General features: G+C 60.8%; 5 protein-coding genes. All 5 read right to left on the bottom strand.

Features of this window, described 5'->3' with window-relative positions; translation table 11 throughout:
* Positions 1–416: 416 nt before the first annotated feature.
* Positions 417–1,238, bottom strand: coding sequence for a Hint domain-containing protein (locus tag OJ996_RS25510; RefSeq protein ID WP_264516592.1), 822 nt, complete (start codon positions 1,236–1,238; stop codon positions 417–419).
* Between the two features lie 309 nt (positions 1,239–1,547).
* Positions 1,548–1,679: a hypothetical protein gene (locus tag OJ996_RS25505; RefSeq protein WP_264516591.1), complete on the bottom strand. Its 132-nt coding sequence runs from the start codon at positions 1,677–1,679 to the stop codon at positions 1,548–1,550.
* Positions 1,680–1,734: 55 nt separating this feature from the next.
* Complete coding sequence (locus OJ996_RS25500) at positions 1,735–2,217, bottom strand: SMI1/KNR4 family protein (protein ID WP_264516590.1); 483 nt, start codon at positions 2,215–2,217, stop codon at positions 1,735–1,737.
* A complete protein-coding gene (locus OJ996_RS25495) occupies positions 2,180–8,791 on the bottom strand; it encodes an RHS repeat-associated core domain-containing protein (protein WP_264516589.1) in 6,612 nt (2,203 codons plus the stop codon). The genes OJ996_RS25500 and OJ996_RS25495 overlap by 38 nt, the downstream gene beginning before the upstream one ends.
* A gap of 990 nt (positions 8,792–9,781) precedes the next feature.
* Positions 9,782–18,712, bottom strand: a complete 8,931-nt coding sequence (locus tag OJ996_RS25490; RefSeq protein ID WP_264516588.1) for an RCC1 domain-containing protein — start codon at positions 18,710–18,712, stop codon at positions 9,782–9,784.
* Positions 18,713–18,723 lie beyond the last annotated feature (11 nt).

Here is an 18,723-nt window from a genome sequence, read left to right as displayed (position 1 = left end):
TCCAATCCCGTCGTTTGATCCGCGACCACGAGGTAAGGATCGAACATTCGGAAGCGCTGATCTATCTCTCCATGACCAAGCGCATGCTCGCAAGAATCGACGCCTGACCATTTTTCAGACAGCTTCTGAGACCTTGTTGAACTCGAATCTGGTTGTTGGCCGAGTTGGCTGCCGAGCGGGCTGCACTGTATTCTGCTCCCTCAATCAAACGGAGTGGTCCTGCGGGCTTTGGAACACCGTCGGGGTATCCCTGCCAACCGTGCTCTGTGATTGAAAACGATCCCTGCGGAAACTGCGGTGTCCACTCTGCGGCACATGGATTGTTGTTATGGCTAAGGACCTTCGCCTCGCCAGCGAAGTAGCTGTGCTCGGTCTCAACCTCAAGATTAAACACGCGGTGGACTCCGGGCCACGGCTCAACTTTCTCGACGAGAACGGTACCTTCCATGGTCTGGAGTTCCTCGCCGGGCTGCAAGTGAGCTGCTGGGATCCAGTCGTTCCGCGTGACGGAGAACAAGCGGTGGCGGTCGGTAAGGGAGGAGCGGCTGTTCCTGGCCCCGCAGCCGCAGCTCGATGACGAAGGTGTTCTCGTGGGTCACCGTGGCAAGAACGACCCGCCCGCGCCCCGCTTCAATGACCGGACAGGCATCAATGCCTATGACCTCCGCCCATCCCCGCAGGCCCATTTCCTCAAGCACGAACCACATCCGGGTTCCTGGCTCGCATCCCGTCGCTGCGATCCACTGGATCGTGCGAAGGAGTTCGATCTCCAGAATATCGGCAGGAGCCTCCGGATTGGGCATCCTGAGGCGGATCTTGCGCCAGTTGGCGGGCTCGATGGACGTCGAGGAACTGCCATCGGTCGTGAGAACACGATCCCCGACCCAGAGGGATTCGATCGGTTTGCCGCCCTCTTCGGTTTGGATCGGGGTTCCGGCAACAAAGCAGGATCCCGGAAAGCCCTCAGGGAGGTCACCGTCCGGAAGATTGGGAAGTTTTCCTGTCGGAAGATCAGGAAGATCCACCTTCGCGAGCTTCGCCAGTTTTGCGAGCTTCGCGGATTTCGCCAGTGCATCCCAGCCTTTCGCCAAGCCTGCGCCGGAGATCGCCTGAATCGCAGCGACCTGTCCGTCGATGAGAGCCTGCAGGAAGCCTTCCTCGCCGCTGTAGCCCGCGCACTGCACGACCCGGCCCTTCCGTCGTAAAATGGCCTCCCTCAGCCTAAAGGCCTTGGCCATGCCTCAGAAAATCCACGCCCGCACGACCACCGGCGTCGTAACACCTGCGCCTCGCTACGATCGCTCAGGCCGCAGAGTGCGATGTCAGCCGGGCCCGTAACAGATCCCGCAGGAGGAAGGAAGCTGCACAAGCGAGGCACGAGCGCGAAAGCGACGACCGACCAGGACAGCGCTTGACGCCTCCAGCGCCCGCAGAGGGCACCGCGGAGCCACGGCGGACACCCCGCACCGATCCGGCCACCCGAACGCGCTTCCCCACGGCCCGCTGCCTCAGATGCCACGCACCGGTGCTGCATGCTAACGATCTTTTCACGGGCCGATGCCCGTGCGCCTGCCCGGCCGCTGCACGTCTTCCGCCTCATCCATCGACCGCCCGTTGTCCGCCGCGCGATCGCTGCGCCACCTCCGCGCGAAGCCTTCGGCAGTTTCAAGCCTAGCCACGTTAGGGGACAGGCTTCCACTCCCAAAATGCGCGGGTTGACCGCTCAACACGGCATCAAGCTGCAGCGTATGCGTATCGAGCGATGAACTCCAAAATGTCTTCGAACTCAGTGGTGTCCAAGCCGCCATCCTGATTCCAATAAAACACGGCATCTCCTAAAGCCTGCCCACTCACCTTCATGACATAAAGTCCTCCAGCTCCATCATCAGAAAATGGAACTAGATCGTCAGGAAGATAGTTCCGGGACTCCTCACGCCGCATCGGAAGGTAAAAATCACTGTCCGAACAAGCGGAAAAAATGTTTATCAATCCGAAGCTGCCACCTCCAAATGCAGACAAGAACTGCTGATACTTGGCGGGCAGTTGAACGCCGAGCTGACTCTCCGTCTCAGCAATCTGCTGGATAGAGGCTGGCGGGTCCGCTGGGATGAGAGCGAATAATTTCGGCTTTTCCACCACTCCAGTTCGATGTCGTTGTTGAAATTGTTCTAAAGTCATATCAGTCGTAAATCCAATCAGGCAGTGCTTGATCGGCACCCTGTTCACGGGCGCGATACCACCAATGTAATTGGCGATCAGATTGCCGCATTTCTTTAGTTACCCCCTGATTGGGATTCGGATGTAGTTCTGAGTTGTTTCTGTGTTGGTTGGCAATGATTTCATGCTTTGCCCCACCGGGCATCTGGCCCCCGTGATGAATGTCCGGAGATCCAAGACCTCGTGGCGGATGTCCGAGCAGCCCTTGCTTCATATCATTGATCGACCAAGGTCCTTCAACCCGCACAGGAACATCCCCAGCGTCGTATCCCACTCCAGTTTTTAGGTCTGGTGTTCTGTTTGCGGCACATGGATTGTTATTGTGACTGAGAACCTTCGCCTCGCCAGCGAAGTAGCTGTGCTCGGTCTCAACCTCAAGGTTGAACACGCGGTGGACTCCGGGCCACGGCTTCACCTTCTCGACGAGGACGGTACCTTCCATCGTCTGGAGTTCCTCGCCGGGCTGCAAGTGAGCTGCTGGTATCCAGTCGTTCCTCGTGACGGAGAACAAGCGGTGGCGGTCGGTGGGGAGGAGCGGCTGTTCCTGGCCCCGCAGCCGCAGCTCGATGACGAAGGTGTTCTCGTGGGTCACCGTGGCAAGAACGACCCGCCCGCGCCCCGCTTCAATGACCGGACAGGCATCAATGCCTATGACCTCCGCCCATCCCCGCAGGCCCATTTCCTCAAGCACGAACCACATCCGGGTTCCTGGCTCGCATCCCGTCGCTGCGATCCACTGGATCGTGCGAAGGAGTTCGATCTCCAGAATATCGGCAGGAGCCTCCGGATTGGGCATCCTGAGGCGGATCTTGCGCCAGTTGGCGGGCTCGATGGACGTCGAGGAACTGCCATCGGTCGTGAGAACACGATCCCCGACCCGGAGGGATTCGATCGGTTTGCCGCCCTCTTCGGTTTGGATCGGGGTTCCGGCAACAAAGCAGGATCCCGGAAAGCCCTCAGGGAGGTCACCGTCCGGAAGATTGGGAAGTTTTCCTGTCGGAAGATCAGGAAGATCCACCTTCGCGAGCTTCGCCAGTTTTGCGAGCTTCGCGGATTTCGCCAGTGCATCCCAGCCTTTCGCCAGGCCTGCTCCGGTGATCGCCTGAATCGCAGCGACCTGGCCGTCGATGAGAGCCTGCAGGAAGCCTTCCTCGCCACTGTAGCGCTGTTTGATGTCTTCGGACAGGTTGCACCAGATCAGCCTGCGGACGAACGGATCGTGGGTCGCTTCGAGGATCAAGCCGGCGATCGCAGCGGCAGTGTCGCCGCGGTTTTGCCATGTCTTCTTGTATTCTTCGGCCAAGTAGGGGTCTTGGATCGCTCCTTGGATCAAGGCGATCTCATTGCCGATAACTCCACCGACCGCACCAACGCCTTCCACGATCTGGCTGCCTATGTTCTTCAGGTCGCGACCGAATGCAGGCAGGGCATACTGCAAGGTCATGATGAAGGATTCGCCGAAGTATTCGTCTCCTTCGAGTCCCAGAGGATCGACGAGGTTGATGGCGTTGTTGAAGACGAAGCCGTAGAGGTTCAGTCCCCCGGCTTCCCCCAGGGGATCCCGCGAGAGCCAGCGGCCGGTAATCGGGTCGTAATGACGATACCCATAGTAGTAGAGCCCCGTGAGGGTATCGATCTGCTTCGTGCTAAAGCGGATGTTAAAGAGCTCGGCGGTATCGGTATCGACGGTGGCCCTCCCGAAGGGGTCGTATTCGAAATGCGCGGCGACCGACCCGGAGGCGTTCAGGTATTGGGTGACATTGCCTGCGCCGTCGTAGAGCGGATAGTAGATCGAGCCCTCGATCCAGAGAGAGAGAAGGCCCTCCACCCCGCCGGAGCCCGTGCCCCAGAGCGCCGCGCGCTTGAGCACCGGGAGGTCGCCGCCGGTCTTCTGGTATTCGGCGATGCAGTTCCAGCCGTCATACAGGTAAAAGGTCGTGGTGCCTCCACTGACCTTTGCAATCCGGCGTCCGGTCGTGTCATAGTAATAAGTGACCGGAGTTCCTCCAACGGTCGTGGACTTCAACCGGTTCTCTGCATCCCAAGCCAAGGTGCTGTTGGCGAGAGGCGAGGCAGGGAGCGGGTAGGAGGTCGCATTGCCATCCAGATCGTAGACCGGTGAGACAGGACCGATCGAGGTGTACTGGTTGAGATGATTGACTGCATAGTTAGGCGAACCGGGAAGCGTCAGGCTATCTGCCGATTTCAGCCGGTTGCCCGCGGCGTCGTAGCCATAGGCCCGGTCTTGCCCCGAAACACTGGAATCCGCCGCGATGACTTGGCCCAGTGAATCGTAGGTCCAGCCGATCTCACGTGCGGATGTGAAGGCGGTGCCGCTCGTGCTTACCGCCGAGCGGCGCTGCATGCCGTTGGTGGTGTAGTCGAAGCGGGAAACCACCGTGCTACCCACCTTGTTCTCTTTCACGTCCAGTAGGTCGCGATTGGGCTCCCAAGTGCTGGAACCCGCGTGGACAGGGCCGCTGACACTCGATGGCAGGGAGGAATTGGGGGTGTAGTTGTAGGCAAAGGTTCCCAGGCCCCCACCATTCACGGAAGAAAGCCTGCCTACGGCGTCATAGCCATAAACGGTGCCGCTCTCGGCGCTACCATCGTTCGAGAGCGTGATACCCTGCGGCCGCAGGAAGGCATCGTAGCCACGGTCGATCCGACGGGACAATTCGGGCACATCGTCCTGATTGAGATCGTAACTGATGGTTTCCGCGATAGGCAGGAGATTGACCGGGGAGTATTCGATGGCGGTCGAGGCGATTCCGTTGTCTTGCAGGGTATTCCGGCCCATGCGGTCGTAGCTCATCGCCGCGTCCGGGGTGGCGTCGCCGTAATCAATGAGATTCTGCTGGCCCCAGGCGTCGTAGCCATAAGTGGTCACAATGCCGCGCGCGGAGGTCCGGGTCGCGATGCGGCCCGCTTGGTCGTAAACCAGCGTGGCACCTTTTCCATCGGCATCCTGTTTCTGTTCCAGCAGGCCGGTGCTCTCCTGCCTGATCCACTCGGTGGAGTCCGCAGGTCCGGGCTCCAAGGGCCAGGAGGCGCTATCAACGGGAGTCGCTTGCCGGTAGGTGAGACTTCCGACCAACTCGTCGTAGAGGTTGTATTGGTAGGACAGGGCCGCAGTCGCGCTCCCCCACTCTTTCGTCACGTTCCCGTGAAGGTCATAGGCAGTCCGGCGGACGGTGGTATCGGGGAAGGTGGTTGCCGCGATTCTCCCTGCACCCGCGACCCCTTGGGGATAATAACTGAAGCTGGTGACCACGCCGCTGGCATCGGTTTGGCTCACAGGGCGAGAACTCCCGATGGCGTAGGCGAAAGAGCTGGCATTGGCATGACGCGGTTCCTTGACCCCGACCACACGCCCGAGCCCATCGTGACTGGTGATGGTCGAGGCGCTGTCACCCGGGCGGCGCTGTTCCACTAGCAGACCGCCATGAACCACGGTGACGCCTTCACCCGCGTAGGCGTTAGAGGTCGAGCGTTCGATTCGCAGACGGCTTGAAGGGATCTCCTCGGTAACCCGTTGGCTCCAGTTGCCGAAGGCATCGACCGAATAGCTTCTCGAAACCTCGTTCGTCTCGAAGCCGGCCAGCTTTTTCCGCACTTCCATCACCAGATGCCGTTGGCTGGCATTCGCCCCCGCGTGGGGGTAGATGAACTGCCGCCCGACATGCCAAAGGCCCCCGGCATCGGAGATCAGGTCGGTTTCAACGTCTTGGACGCGATCGGCTGACGAAATATCCAAGGTGGTGGCGCCGCCACGCACGGTCTGCCCCTGCCGCACCGGCGTGGCGAAGCTGTCGTAAGCGAGGAGCTTCACCGGAACATCAGGGGCCGACGCGGCCTCCCGCACCGGCAGATCAGTGCCGGGTAGATACTCGATGGTTCGTACCAAGGTTCCCGTATACGCGGGGGTGGTGACCGCCACCGTGCGGTTCAACATGTCGGTTTCCACCTTCCGGTAGCGCGGGCTATCGGCGCGGCCGAAGCGGGTGGTGGTGATCAGCCCTCCTCCAGTCCGCGGCGCATAGCTGTAGAAAACGGCGACGGCCCCGGTGCCGCTGCGCTCCTTGAGCTGTCCATCAAGGTAGTCCACCGTGCGTTCGGTCGAGAGGTCCTTGCGGGTCACGGTCCGCCTTAGGTTGTCGGCGGAGTAGTGGACCTTCGAGACATAGCCATCGGAATCGGTTTCCTGGGTCAACCGGCCGCGGGCATCGTTCTTGATGGAGCGCTGCGTGCTGAGCCCTCCCGCGCTGGTCGTGATCGTGAAGTCGCCCCAGGTGATGCTGTGCAGGCTTCCTGCGATGGAACCGGTGGTGACGCTGGAGACCCCGTTGCGGGCGGGGTAGCTCAGTCCGCCGAGCGGTGATGCGACCTCCGGGATGTCACTGGTGGCAATCAAGGTTTGGCGACCATGGCCATCATAGGCCTGTCTCGTGGTCTTGCCCGATTCGTCGGTGGTGGCGATCACGCGCTCCCCCTTCCACTGGAAGCTTTCAACTAGACGTTGTCTGCCGCTGACCAGGTCAGTGCGTGTGACGTGCAGTAGCTGTCCCTGGCGGGCGTGAACCCGGATATCCTCCTCGACATCGACGTACCCGGACCCGTTGTAGACCGACCGGCGGATTCTCAGGGTGCGCCCGGCCGCATCCTTCTCAGTGACGACCTTCCGAGTGATACCCTTCTTGGCCTCGCCAATTGCATTCAAAGGCGAGGTCAAGGTCTCGATCAATCCTTGGGATGGGCCGGCAGTGTATTCGTATAAGGAACGGACGCCCGCTGCGGCAATCACCTCACGGAGACGCCCGGCTTCCACTCCTGCTCCCGCGGCATTGAAGACTTCCACGACCCGCCGGTTCGCGGGGTTGCCATATCCGCTCGAAGGAGTTGCGGCATCTTCCTTGACGACCGTGTGGCGATTGCCATTTGAAGCGTCATTATAGGCAGCAAAGAAGGTCCGGGTGAGAATGGTGTTCGAACCCGACCCCGGGGCTCCAACTTCGACGGTGGTAGTGCGAGGGCGTTCATCGCCCGGCAGCACGGTTTCACCGGGCCCGTGGGGCGCGTAGGCGTAGCTCTCGATCAGGAAGAGACCATTGCCTCCATCCAGCCAAGGGCGCATCCGGCGGGTCATCCGGCCTTCTGAATCATACTGGAAGGTGTAGGTGAGACCGCTGCCGGTCTTCTGCCAGTTGACCTTACGAAAGTCGTTCTCCCCCGGGGTGGTGCCGTAACGGAAGTTTCGGACGAGTTTGGCGGAAGAATCTCCCTCGGGGATCTCGATCTCCGAAATATCAGTCCAGCCATCCCATGATTGCTCGTATTGCTGGAGGGTCTCGGTCCGGACCAGAAGTTTCCCGGTCCCATCCTTCCTCTCGCGGATCACGCGCCGCATCCCCGATTTATCATGATCGGGCAGCACACGACGGGTGCTGGATACCGACAGTCCTTCGGACTCGGAGGACAATTTCCATTCGTGCCCGCCGTCCAGCGGATCGAGGTAGTCAAAGGTCAAGACCTTCACCTGATCGGCCATGCCATCCGGCGAGTGATCGGTATAGGTGGCGAGCAACCGCTGCCTTCCGACAGGGTGAGTGACATGGATCGTTTGTTTGGGCTTCGCGTCGGAAACCAGCGGATAGCGGTTACCGGCCTTCGCCAGCACTTCCGAAGGAAGGTAAGTGATGACGCTGTAACCACGGCCCGAGGCATCCGGAACGATATCGAGAAGTCCGGCGGCCGACCTGACCTGACGGATCGCCGCGCCCTCGCGGATGACTTCCAGACCCGCAACATTCGCACCTTGCTCGGGGGAGTTGGTGAGGTTGAGGGCTCTGCCTGTAGGTCCCGCCCATGCCTGGATCTTGCCCGTGGAAGCATTGAAGTCCATGTAGCCACCGGCTGTCCGATACTGGCGGATGATCGTGGCATTCGCCGGGTCGGTGGTGATTCCGGTGGAGGTCCGTAGTTCAACCCGGGCGGCACTGGCGGAACCGCTCCCGTAGGGCTTCATCACGCTCTGGCCGGTCTTGAGTTCAAAGCTCAAGGGCTTGCCCGATGCCTGCTTGATCGTGTAACGCCGCGCGACCCCCGAGGGCAGCCCGGTGACTTCCTGGCTGGAGATCTCGGCTCCTGCCACCGAGTGATACTGCAGGTGGACCGGATCCCCCATGTTTTCGGCAGGTTCGTCGAAATAGAGCCTCAGGGCTCCGGCTGAGACGGACTTCTCCAGGGGGCAGGCCGCCAACTTGAAAGTAAGGTCCACGCTGCCTGGGTTGCCGGTGCCATCCCCGTACTTGTCCTCAAGGTCACGGAGCAGTTCTTCGCAGCTCTTCTCGAGTTCCGCTTCCAGATCGATAGGGCCCGGCGGCTGGTCTCCGCTCCCGCCTTCATCGTCAGTCGAGGGCTTGTCGTCGTCCGGGTGCGTCGGAGGGCCGTTTGCGGTAGACGGGTTGCTGTTGCCTCCACCCGGGAAACCGGTCTGTCCCTCAGCGGGGAAACACAGCAGAAGTGCGATCCAAAAGGATACGGCCGGGAGTGAGATCAGGCGGCGAAGAATCATGGATGCGGTTGCAGGAAAGATTGGGTCAAGGGCGGGACGAAGAATCGGCAAGACGGGAGAGGGCGAGTTCGGCAGCCGTCCTCACGAGCGCCGGTTCCAGCGGAATGGATTCAAGCAGCTTACGGTCACCCGCGGGTTCGCCCAAACTGCCGAGCACGGCTACCGCGGCACAACGGACAAGCTCGGGCTCTGAAATATCAGAGGCTACGGAGCGGGCGGGAGCGAGAGATGTGCGAACCCCCAATCTCAGTAGAACGTTGAAGGCGCTGGTTCGAACCGCTGGCAAGCCGGACCGGTCGCTGGAGATCCGGAGAGCGGAGTGGATGAAATCGTCCCTCCGGTAAGCCACGGTACGGGAGGCAGGAACAATGCCGGGAGATGAGCCCAAGGGTCTGACTCTCTGACCCCTCGGACCGGTAATTGGCATCTCCGCTTCGAACATCCTGCAGGCGGTAAGCAATGCGGTTCCGCACAAGGGTCCCTTCCCATCATCGATCTCCCGCTTCAACCGCGACTCCATCTCGCTTTTGCCCTGAAGATTGGGATCGCGTGCCCAAGCGTGGAAAAAGTGCTGTAAGGCATAGTCCTGCAGAATTGGAGAAACCGCAGGGTCGTCTGCGACGGCGAGAAGCGTTCCGGACAGGCGTTCCACCGCTGCCGGTTGCGCGAGCAGGAGTCCGATCACCAGATTGAAATACTCGGCCGAGGATTCCTCCCCGCTTGCTGCAGGAGCGGGCTTCTGAAGATATGCCAATGCTTCCTCCACGCCCTGCGGAGGAATTTCCGGACTGCCTGATTGGAGCTTCTCGAGAATCCCCTCGCACGTTTCGGGCAAATCTTTCTCAGGCGTCCCGAAAGCTGCAGGTTCCGCTGCCGGCGTCGCCGAAGAATTGTGGGCACGCTTGCAGCCAGCGAGAAGGCCTAGGCAGGTCGCCAAGAACAAAACGCGCCGCCCCACCGGGAGGATGTCTATTTTCAGGTAAGTTGACATCATTCGCCCAGGTAGAGTCCCACGCCTTGGCAGATGGCCCCGCCGGAACCGATCACGACCTCGAGATTGGCCACCCCGAACTCGTCGAAATCCTCGGCGCTGAGCCATGCGACGGTCGAACCGTCGAGGAAGGTGGTGCCGCCAGCGTAAAGCTGCACCCGGACAAGAAGGTTCGGCGGAATGGGACCATTGACCGTGTAGGTCATGTTCACGATCTTCCGGCCATCGGGGAGAGTGATGATGACACGCCCTCCTCCATTCGCGCCGGTGCCGGTGACATTGATCACGTTCACCTTCCCCTTCGCTACGATTGGCCCGCCGCTGCCGATGCGAGCGACGACGGCATGAGTCCCGATCGATCGCGGCTGCATCGAGAGGTAGGATGCCACCCTGTCGTAGGCCCAGAGGGAAGAGTCGGCCTGCAGTTCGAGCGAAGTCGGCACGTTAGGCAGATTCCACTGGATCCCGGCGCCCTTCGCCGCGAGCAGCGGCTCGCCGAAGTTGGCTTCAACCACGGTTAGCGTAAGGCTTGCTCCGGCAACCGGATTTCCCCCGACACTGGCGGTGATCAGGAAGGTTCCGGCTTCAGCGAACTCGTGAGCGAGCGGAGTCTCCAGAACGCCTGATCCCAAGAGATTGGAATTGCCGATGTAGTCCACTTGGCTCGCTGCCGGAATACCGCTTCCGCTGATCTTCAGCCGCAGCGAATCTCCCTTCCGGATCGTGAGTTCGGACACCTCGCCAAGCACCACCGGTTTCCATGAGATCGAGTGCTGGCTCACGAGCTCACCGTTTTCGCGCGAAAGGGTGATGCTGGTGTTCGACGCCGAATCCTCCAAGGGGACGTTTGCATACCACAGGTTGTCGGGTCCGTCATTCACCTCGACCCCGCTTCCTCCCGCAAGATTCAGTCTCAGGGACGAGCGATGCAGGGCCAAGCCCTCGATGAAAGCCGGGCTCACGAAGGAGTCTTGCGGCAATACGGTCACGGGATTGGAGGACTCGATCAAGAGCTCACGAAACGCCGCGGAATCGTATTGGGCGTCCAGTGCCCGGAGTGCAATGGAATGGATGACAGGCCGGTAGCTCCGGTGCGAATTGATCAGCTCCAGGCGGATCGTGTGTTCCCCGGCGGAGAGCAGGTAAAGCGGGATCAGGAGTTCGCCGGAGGTATTCTGCAATTCGGTGACAAACTCCCCATCGAGGAAGATCCTTACAGCACCCTGGCCTGTCCCCAAGCCTTGGATCGCTGCGAAGGAGATATCCACGAGCAGGGCCGCTACCGTGGTATCCTGCAAGACTGCCTTGTATTCGAGGAAGCCTTGTCTTCCTGCGAGCGTGATCCCGTCCGCTTCGGTCAGGAGCCAATCCGATGAGCCGGAAGCAGGCATCGGTGCCGCGCCGAGCAAGTTGCCTTGGCTGTAGCTGTCGACGGACGATAGATCCACGGTCGCAAGACCGCCTCCGGAGCCGGGAGGCGTCAGGGGATTGGTCTCTGCATTGTACTCCTGAAGATTGCTCCTGCCGTCGCTGTCGGGATCCCCGGCGGCGTTCTGGGCGGCGGTGTTTCCGAACCAGCGTCTTTCCCATGAATCCTGCAGGTGGTCGGCACCACCCTCCACATCGATGTATTCGTCACAACCTATATCGGGAGTGATGTCGCGTAGATCGCCGTCGAGGTCGCGCCATCCGTTCAAGATACCACTGCCAGGCACGAGATTGAGCGGCGGGCACGAGGCCGCAGGGTAACCTTTCAGAAGTCCATCGCTCCGGAAGGCTAGATCCGGAGGCGTGGGGTCGGCCTGCAAAGGACTGGGAAGACAAGAGAAGGAACGCAAGCGCTCGCTTCCCGCCCAAGTGGAGCGGGAGTTCAACTTGAAGAGCGAGTTGACGGCCCTCGCGCTTGCATCCGCCGAGACCTTGATCTCGGAAAGCTCGAGGAAGGAGCAATGAACGAAGGCGACATCTCCAGCTTCAATCTCGATCGAGAGCGGATTGATGGAAGAGACCTGGATCAGACGGTCCGCGAACAGGGAGTTGGTGAACCTGATTCCGTCCGAGATGTCCGTAGCGCCAATCTTCAACCCCAAGGGTTGCTCCTTGCTGCCCCAGCAAAGTCCGTCGAAAATCAGCTTCCGGCCTTTGATCGAAACAGGCCGGGTCAGATTGCCTCTGGTTATAGTCGCCCTCCCTGCGCTCCCGGGCCCACGCAAAAACACTCCGGTGATATCAAGGTCCAGGCTCTCCGCATAGATTCCGGGCTCAACCTTGATCACGACGTAAGGTCTGCCAGCACGACCCGCCTCGGCCGCGGCCAATGCGGCGGAAATCGTTGGGAAACGGTTTCCCGAAGGCGTGGTGATCGAAGCGTCGGCAATGGCATCGTCGGCAGGGAAGCTGGCGTTGTCCGCAGGGTCGGCGAGCGCGGAATTGAATCCCGCCAACTCGCCCTCCATGTCATCCGGAAACCCATCGCTGTCCGTATCGTGCCATCCGGGAGCCACGGCTATGGATCCCGCCTGACGGATATCCGTGCCCGTTTGATCCAACTCTACCGCTGCATCATCAAACTCGATGATCACGAACTGAGCGTTCTTGATCTCCAGGGTTTCCCCGGTTGCCGTAATGGTGATCAGAACATCGACACCGAAGGTTTGGGTCGTGAGAATGAGAGAAACATCCTCACGCGAGAAAGCCGTGAGATCGATCAGATCCTTTTCTCCGGTCGTGGCCGAGTTCGGGTGGATCACATCATTGCCGTCGCCTGGCAAATAGACATAGGTGTCGCGACCCGTGCCCCCGGTAAGGACATCATTACCCGGGCCCCCATCGATAAGATCCGCGCCGGCGCCTCCGGTGAGAGTGTCGTTGCCGATCCCGCCGCGGATATGATCATCGGCGTTCCCGCCCGAGAGCACGTCATCTCCCGGAGTCGCCAGCGTGCTTTTCAGCCAAACATCGCCGGTCGCGAATTCGATCGACCAATCGAGCCCGCTCAGGAAGGGAGCGTACCAATCCTTGATCGAAACCGAACCGACGACCTGCAAATCTGCATCCAGAACCTCAAAGCGGAGATCCGCGCCCACCGGAACCATCCTGACCGTGGCGGGGGTAACCTCCTGTCCGAAGACAAGCCGGTTCAGCCCCGACGACCCGATGCCATTGCCATAGATGTCGTGGATGGTGTCGTGTCCATCCCCGGCCAACCAAAGGTAGCTGTCTTCGCCCTGACCGCCATCGAGGGTATCGTCGCCAAGACCCCCAATCAGAATGTCGGCTCCTTGATCCCCTTCCAGCAGGTCTTGACCTTCACCGCCCTCAAGCCGGTCGTCTCCTTCGCCTCCATGCAGCTCGTCGTTGCCCTGGCTTCCTCTCAAGAGGTCCGCCCCGCTTCCGCCGCTGATGTCGTCTTCACCTTCGCCGCCGTCAATGGTGTCGGCACCGCCTGCGCCTGCGAGGACGTCGTCCCCGGCAAGCCCCAGAATCTCGTCGGCATAGGAGCTTCCCGTGAGCGTGTCGGCCGCGGTCGTGCCCAGCAGGGACAATAGCGCCCAGTCGATCGGCTCCGGATCACCGGGGAACTGCACCTTCCAATTGCCTTGCGAAGCGGACCAATTCCGCACCGTGATCTCGGCGAGCACCTCGCCGCTTGACGCCAGAACGGTGAAAGCGGCGTCGTCAAAACCTCGGGGTGAAACCCTTACGAACAACCGGTCGATCCCTGTCCCGGGAGCGACTTCACCGCTGAAGTGAATGACGTTCACGTCACCCGGGTTCTGAGCAAGCTCCTCGTAAGTGTCATTCCCGTCGCCAACAGCCCAGTAGTAGTGATCCGAACCTTTACCCCCGCGGACGTAGTCGGAACCCATCCCGGCGGTAAGCGAGTCCGCGCCGTCACCACCCTCCAAGGAATCCGCACCGCTTCCGCCTGACAAGGCGTCCACGCCATCGCCCCCATTCAGAGAATCATCCCCGTCATTGCCATTCAGAATGTCATCGCCGCCCTGTCCTTGGAGGATGTCGTTGCCCAAGCCGCCGGCGATCTCATCGGAGCCACTCGACCCCGACAAGAAGTCCGGCCCGGTGGTGGGTCGATCCTTACCTGCCCACCAATCCCCCGCATGATCGGCGTACTCGATACGCCAGCTGGCCGAGTGATGACCACCGCCGCTTGCTCCCCCATACCAGTTCGCGATGGTCACGGAACCCACGGGAACCCCTAACACATTCTTCACGACCAACTTCAGCGAGGTATCCACGACCTGCAGCTCGACGTCCGACGGTTGAATCCCGATGCCGAAAACAAGCCGGTTTATCAACCCGGCGGAGGAATCGCCCGGCTCGTCGGTGACGATATCATTGCCGTCTCCGAGGTCCCATTCATAAACATCCGAACCGTAGCTGCCGCGGAGCAAATCGTCGCCGGTTCCACCATTGAGGACATCCGCGTCCGATCCGCCATCAAGAATGTCAGCTCCATCACCACCGTCGAGGTGGTCGACGCCAACTTCGCCCCACAGGGTGTCATCGCCTTCGCCGCCGTCCAAAGCATCATCGCCGCCGCCTCCGGAAAGCGTGTCGCTCCCGGTTCCGCCGCTCACGGTGTCGTTCCCGCTCTGGGCATAGATCACGTCATCACCCTCTGCACCGAGGAGGCTCTCATTCCACGAAGTGCCATGGAGGATGTCGTTTCCAGCCCCGGCATCGAAGGTGCTGCCATGGCCGGTATGATTGTAGACCAGAAGCATGTTGTCCGGCCCGTCAGTGCCCATGCGGTGCATGAAGGTGGAGAGATTCGTCCAGCCGCCCGATCCGTCTTGGGCATAAACACGCCAGTTCTCCTTCACCCGGAACGGAGTCGAGCGATACCACTCGCGGAGCAGCACGCTCCCGTTCTTCGCTGGGTCCGAGGGATGCGCGATGTCGATCCTGAGATGGTCCGGGGCGACAAAATGGTAGCTTAGCTTGTCGTGGAGAGCCGCCCCGTGAATATACAGGGAACTGGTCTGCATCGTGACCGGCGTGTCCTGGATAATGTCGTCACCCCCACCCCACTCGTAGTAGTAGGTATCCCATCCGTCGCCGCCCTGCATGAGGTCGTTTCCTCCCAGCCCGCGGAACTCTTCAGTCGCGGCGCTGCCCATCAGGATGTCATTGCCCACACCTCCGGTGAACCCTTGGAAAGGAGTGGAAAGGTTGAGATTCCAGAAAAGAGTCCCGCTCCAAACCGTGGTATCGGCGAAATGAAAGCGCCAACGCTTGCTGACATAGACGTTGGTTGAGCCGGATCTCACGTTCCAATCGCTGATTGTGACGCTCCCTCCGGAGAAGTGGATCACCTCGAGCTTCAATCGCCCTCTTGGGTGCGTTACATCTTCGGGAAGATAGTAGGACCGCAGCATGGCAGGATTGATCCCCGGACCGAAATACAGGTCCGAATAATCGGCGGTCAGGTCGTCGGCCTGATGGATTCCATCAATGTCGGTATAAGTGTCGTGACCGTCACCCAGATCGTAGTGGTAGACGTCCTTGCCAGCCCCCCCTGCGAGAGTGTCGTCGCCGGCACCTCCGGTCAAAGTGTCATTGCCGGCGTCCCCATTGAGGATATCGCTCGCGGCATCACCCGTAAGCATATCGTTGTCGTTGCCACCGTTGAGCGTGTCGTTGTCCGCACCGCCGGAAAGTGTATCGCTCCCCGCACCGCCATTCAGCGTGTCATTGCCGCCCAGACCGCTGATCGTGTCGGCACCACCATTACCGCTGATCGTATCGTTGGCCGCGGATCCGGTCATCGTATCGTCTCCCGAGCCTCCTGGAGGAAGCACCGTGAGCTTCACTGCACGCGTATACAGGGTGGTCCCCGCCTGGCTCTTCAGCACCAACTGCGCTTCTTGCAAGCCGGGGCTGAGCCCGGTGAGCGTGAATTCAAGACTCCACCCCAGCGGATCTCCTGAAACCGCGGTCGTGGATGCCTCGACCCAATCCGCCGGCATCGTCGTCGGCGCCGCAAAGCGGATCGTCAGCGGGTCCAGGGAATGCAGCAAGAGCCCCTGCTGGCTGGTATTGGGATACCAGGACGCAGCCAAGCCCTTGTCACCCGCGGCATTCTGAATCCCGACCAAGTAACCGTTCACGTAGAACCCACCGGTAGCCAGGGGGATGTTCTTGTAGTTGCAGCGGATCGTTTTGTCCGGATACAGCACCACCTGTAGCGTGACCAAGGAATCACCATACTGCCTCACTTGCTCGTACTGGACGACCACCTTGTCGCTGAACGCCTGATAGTAGACGGAACCGTCTAAATGGGGCTCAAGGAACTGCTCGTAGGGAGCAATCAATGGCTTGTGGCCGGCCGGATTCGGGAACTCGGTCCGGAAGTTCACCGGAAACCCCGGATTGGAACCGCCGGGATCGGTCAAGGTCAGGAAGCCGCAGCCCGAAATGTAGATGTTGTTGTAGTTCGTGCCGTAGAACGGGAACGCGAAGGGCAGCGTCTTCGTGACCATCGCGTAGGAGTTCGAGTCGAACGCCGTCATCCGCTCGCCGGTCCCGCTGATCTCGATCCATTCGTAAGCGGGTCCGCCCGGCTGATTGGATGACCGGATCTCATACGGCTCGACCGCGGGCGAAGCCCCGAGCAGGGACAAGTCGTAAGCCGCACCCGTGATTGGATTGGTCAAAGTCTGGGGAACTACCAGATTCGTAGTTCCTTCATAGGCGGAGACCTCCAACGGAGAGCTCTTGGATGAAGCATTGTTGGGATCCGTCTGCTGGGCCAACTCCTGCCAATCGCTCTCGCCGTCACCATCCGAGTCCAGATGCCTCGGCCGCGTGCCGAGCTGGAATTCCCTCAAGTTGGTGAGCAGATCGCCGTCGGGATCCCCGCTGGCCGGGAGGTCCAGGACCGCAACACCTCCGGGCAGGGACAGCTGCCAAGTCACCCAATGGTCCGGAATCCCGTCCGAGTTCGCATCGGGATTCGCGCTCGGGTCCGTGCCGGCAGCGGCCTCCGCGGCATTGCTCACGCTGTCACCGTCGGGATCCCCGCTTCCACTCTGCGAGAGATTCCCGAAGTGGGCCATCTCCCACGAGTCCACCAAGCCATCCGAATCGCTATCGAGCGTGGGCAGGATGCTGAAGGTGTCCGGAAGAGAAACGGTCTCGAGGCCGGTCGCATCCGTCACCACCGCATAGCAGTGGTAGTTACCTTCCGCCAAGGAGCCGACAGTGGCGCTCCACTGTGCGGTCGTGGTTTGAAGCACGCCATTGAGGTAGAATTTCACGTCCTGGATCCCGTCTGGATCCGCCACCGTGGCGGTCAGGGTCGCCGTGCCGGGCGCATTGGCCGTGCCCACCGTCGCATCCAGCGTGATCGTCGGAAAGCCGGGCTGCGTTTTGAACGAGGTCAACGCAGTCGCCACCGTCGTGTTGGCATCAGCGACCACCCCGTTACCCAGCACGCCGGTCTTGTTATTGCCCCACACATACACGGTGCCGTCCTCGGCAAGCGCCGAGCTGAAGCCCAATGTAGGAGTCACGCTTCCCAAGTATCCACCGGCGGAAATCCGGACGATATTCGTCAAATCCACGTTGCCCACCTTCTTCACCTGCACGGCCCCCGCGCGGTCGGTCGTGGAGTTGTCACCCAGCTCGCCTTGCGTGTTCCTCCCCCAAGCCCAGACCTTCCCGTTTTTATCCAGTGCAAGCGTGTGCGCGGCGCCAGCCGAGATCTGGATGATATCATTCAGAACGGTCCCGTTGGTCTCTCTCACCTTCACCGGGTAGTTCTGGTTTCCGGTCATCAAGCCGTTGTCGCCGATCCGACCGTTCGCCCGGCTCCCCATGGTCCACACGGTGCCGTCCATATCCAGCGTGTTGGCCTTCGACCGCAGCACCACGGCATGCGTCTCGCCGGCATCCACCTCCAGCGCGTCTGTTAGAAAGTCTCCCGTCGTCGCGCTCGCTTTCGCCTCAGCGGCAAAAAGCTGGTCCGAAACGGAACCCAGAGCCAAGCTGCCGGTTGAGCTTTCGCCCCACACCCACACCTTCCCGGTCCCGCCGGGGGTTTCATCGGAGTGATCCTGACGCGCGATGCCGAAGTCCTTGCCCAAGGCCACTTGCTGGATCCCTGTGAGAGCCACGGAGCCAGGCTTCAAGACCAGGTTGGCGACGCTCTGGACGTTCGACGCGTGGTGAACCCCGTTACCCAAGCGGCCCGAAACCTGGCTTCCCCAGCTCCGGACTTGGCCGTTGGTTTGCACCGCCGCCGAGAAGTCGACCCCCGCCGCCACCGACTCGCAATCGATCAGAGGAGCATTGGAGGTGTTTATGCGGACCTGAACAGCATAGGTGAATTCACCACCGGTAGCCCTCCCGCACTCCGCCAAGGTATTGTTGCCGGATGCCCAGACCTTACCGAACGAATCCACCATTACCATGTGGCGATGACCCACCGAAACCTGCAGGGCATCGACGATCGCAGGATTTCCCGAAAGCGAAGACTTGGCTGCTCCCGGCGTAGCCGTCGCCGTCGTCGAGGTAGACCCGTTCGACAAGCGCCCATGATCCTGGTGACCCCATCCGAAGAGTTTTCCGTCGTTCTTCAACGCCATCAGGGACGTCCCCCCCGCGAAGATATCGCCGGTCACCCGGAAGAATCCGCTCGCGGTCGTGCTGCTCTCTCCTGCGTTGAAGGCCTTTGCCTTCAGCGTCATGTTTCGGTCGATGAGGATGCTTCCCTGCGACGCGATGCTGCGGTCGTACACAGTCGGCTCCGCGCCGGTCAGCGTGTAGTGGATCGTGGCCCCGGACGTGGCGCAGCTCACCACCACGTTGAAGCGTCCGATCGCATCCCCTTCCGTCGGGGCAAAGGTCGGCGTCGCCACCACACCGGATACGATCAGGCATGACGAAGCCCATATCACGAGCATTCCCCGGACCA

Origin of the sequence: Luteolibacter rhizosphaerae (genome assembly GCF_025950095.1) — a bacterium.
GTDB lineage: Bacteria > Verrucomicrobiota > Verrucomicrobiia > Verrucomicrobiales > Akkermansiaceae > Haloferula > Haloferula rhizosphaerae.
The sequence above is the reverse complement of the archived record's forward strand: the minus strand, read 5'-3'. Positions and strand labels throughout refer to the sequence as shown.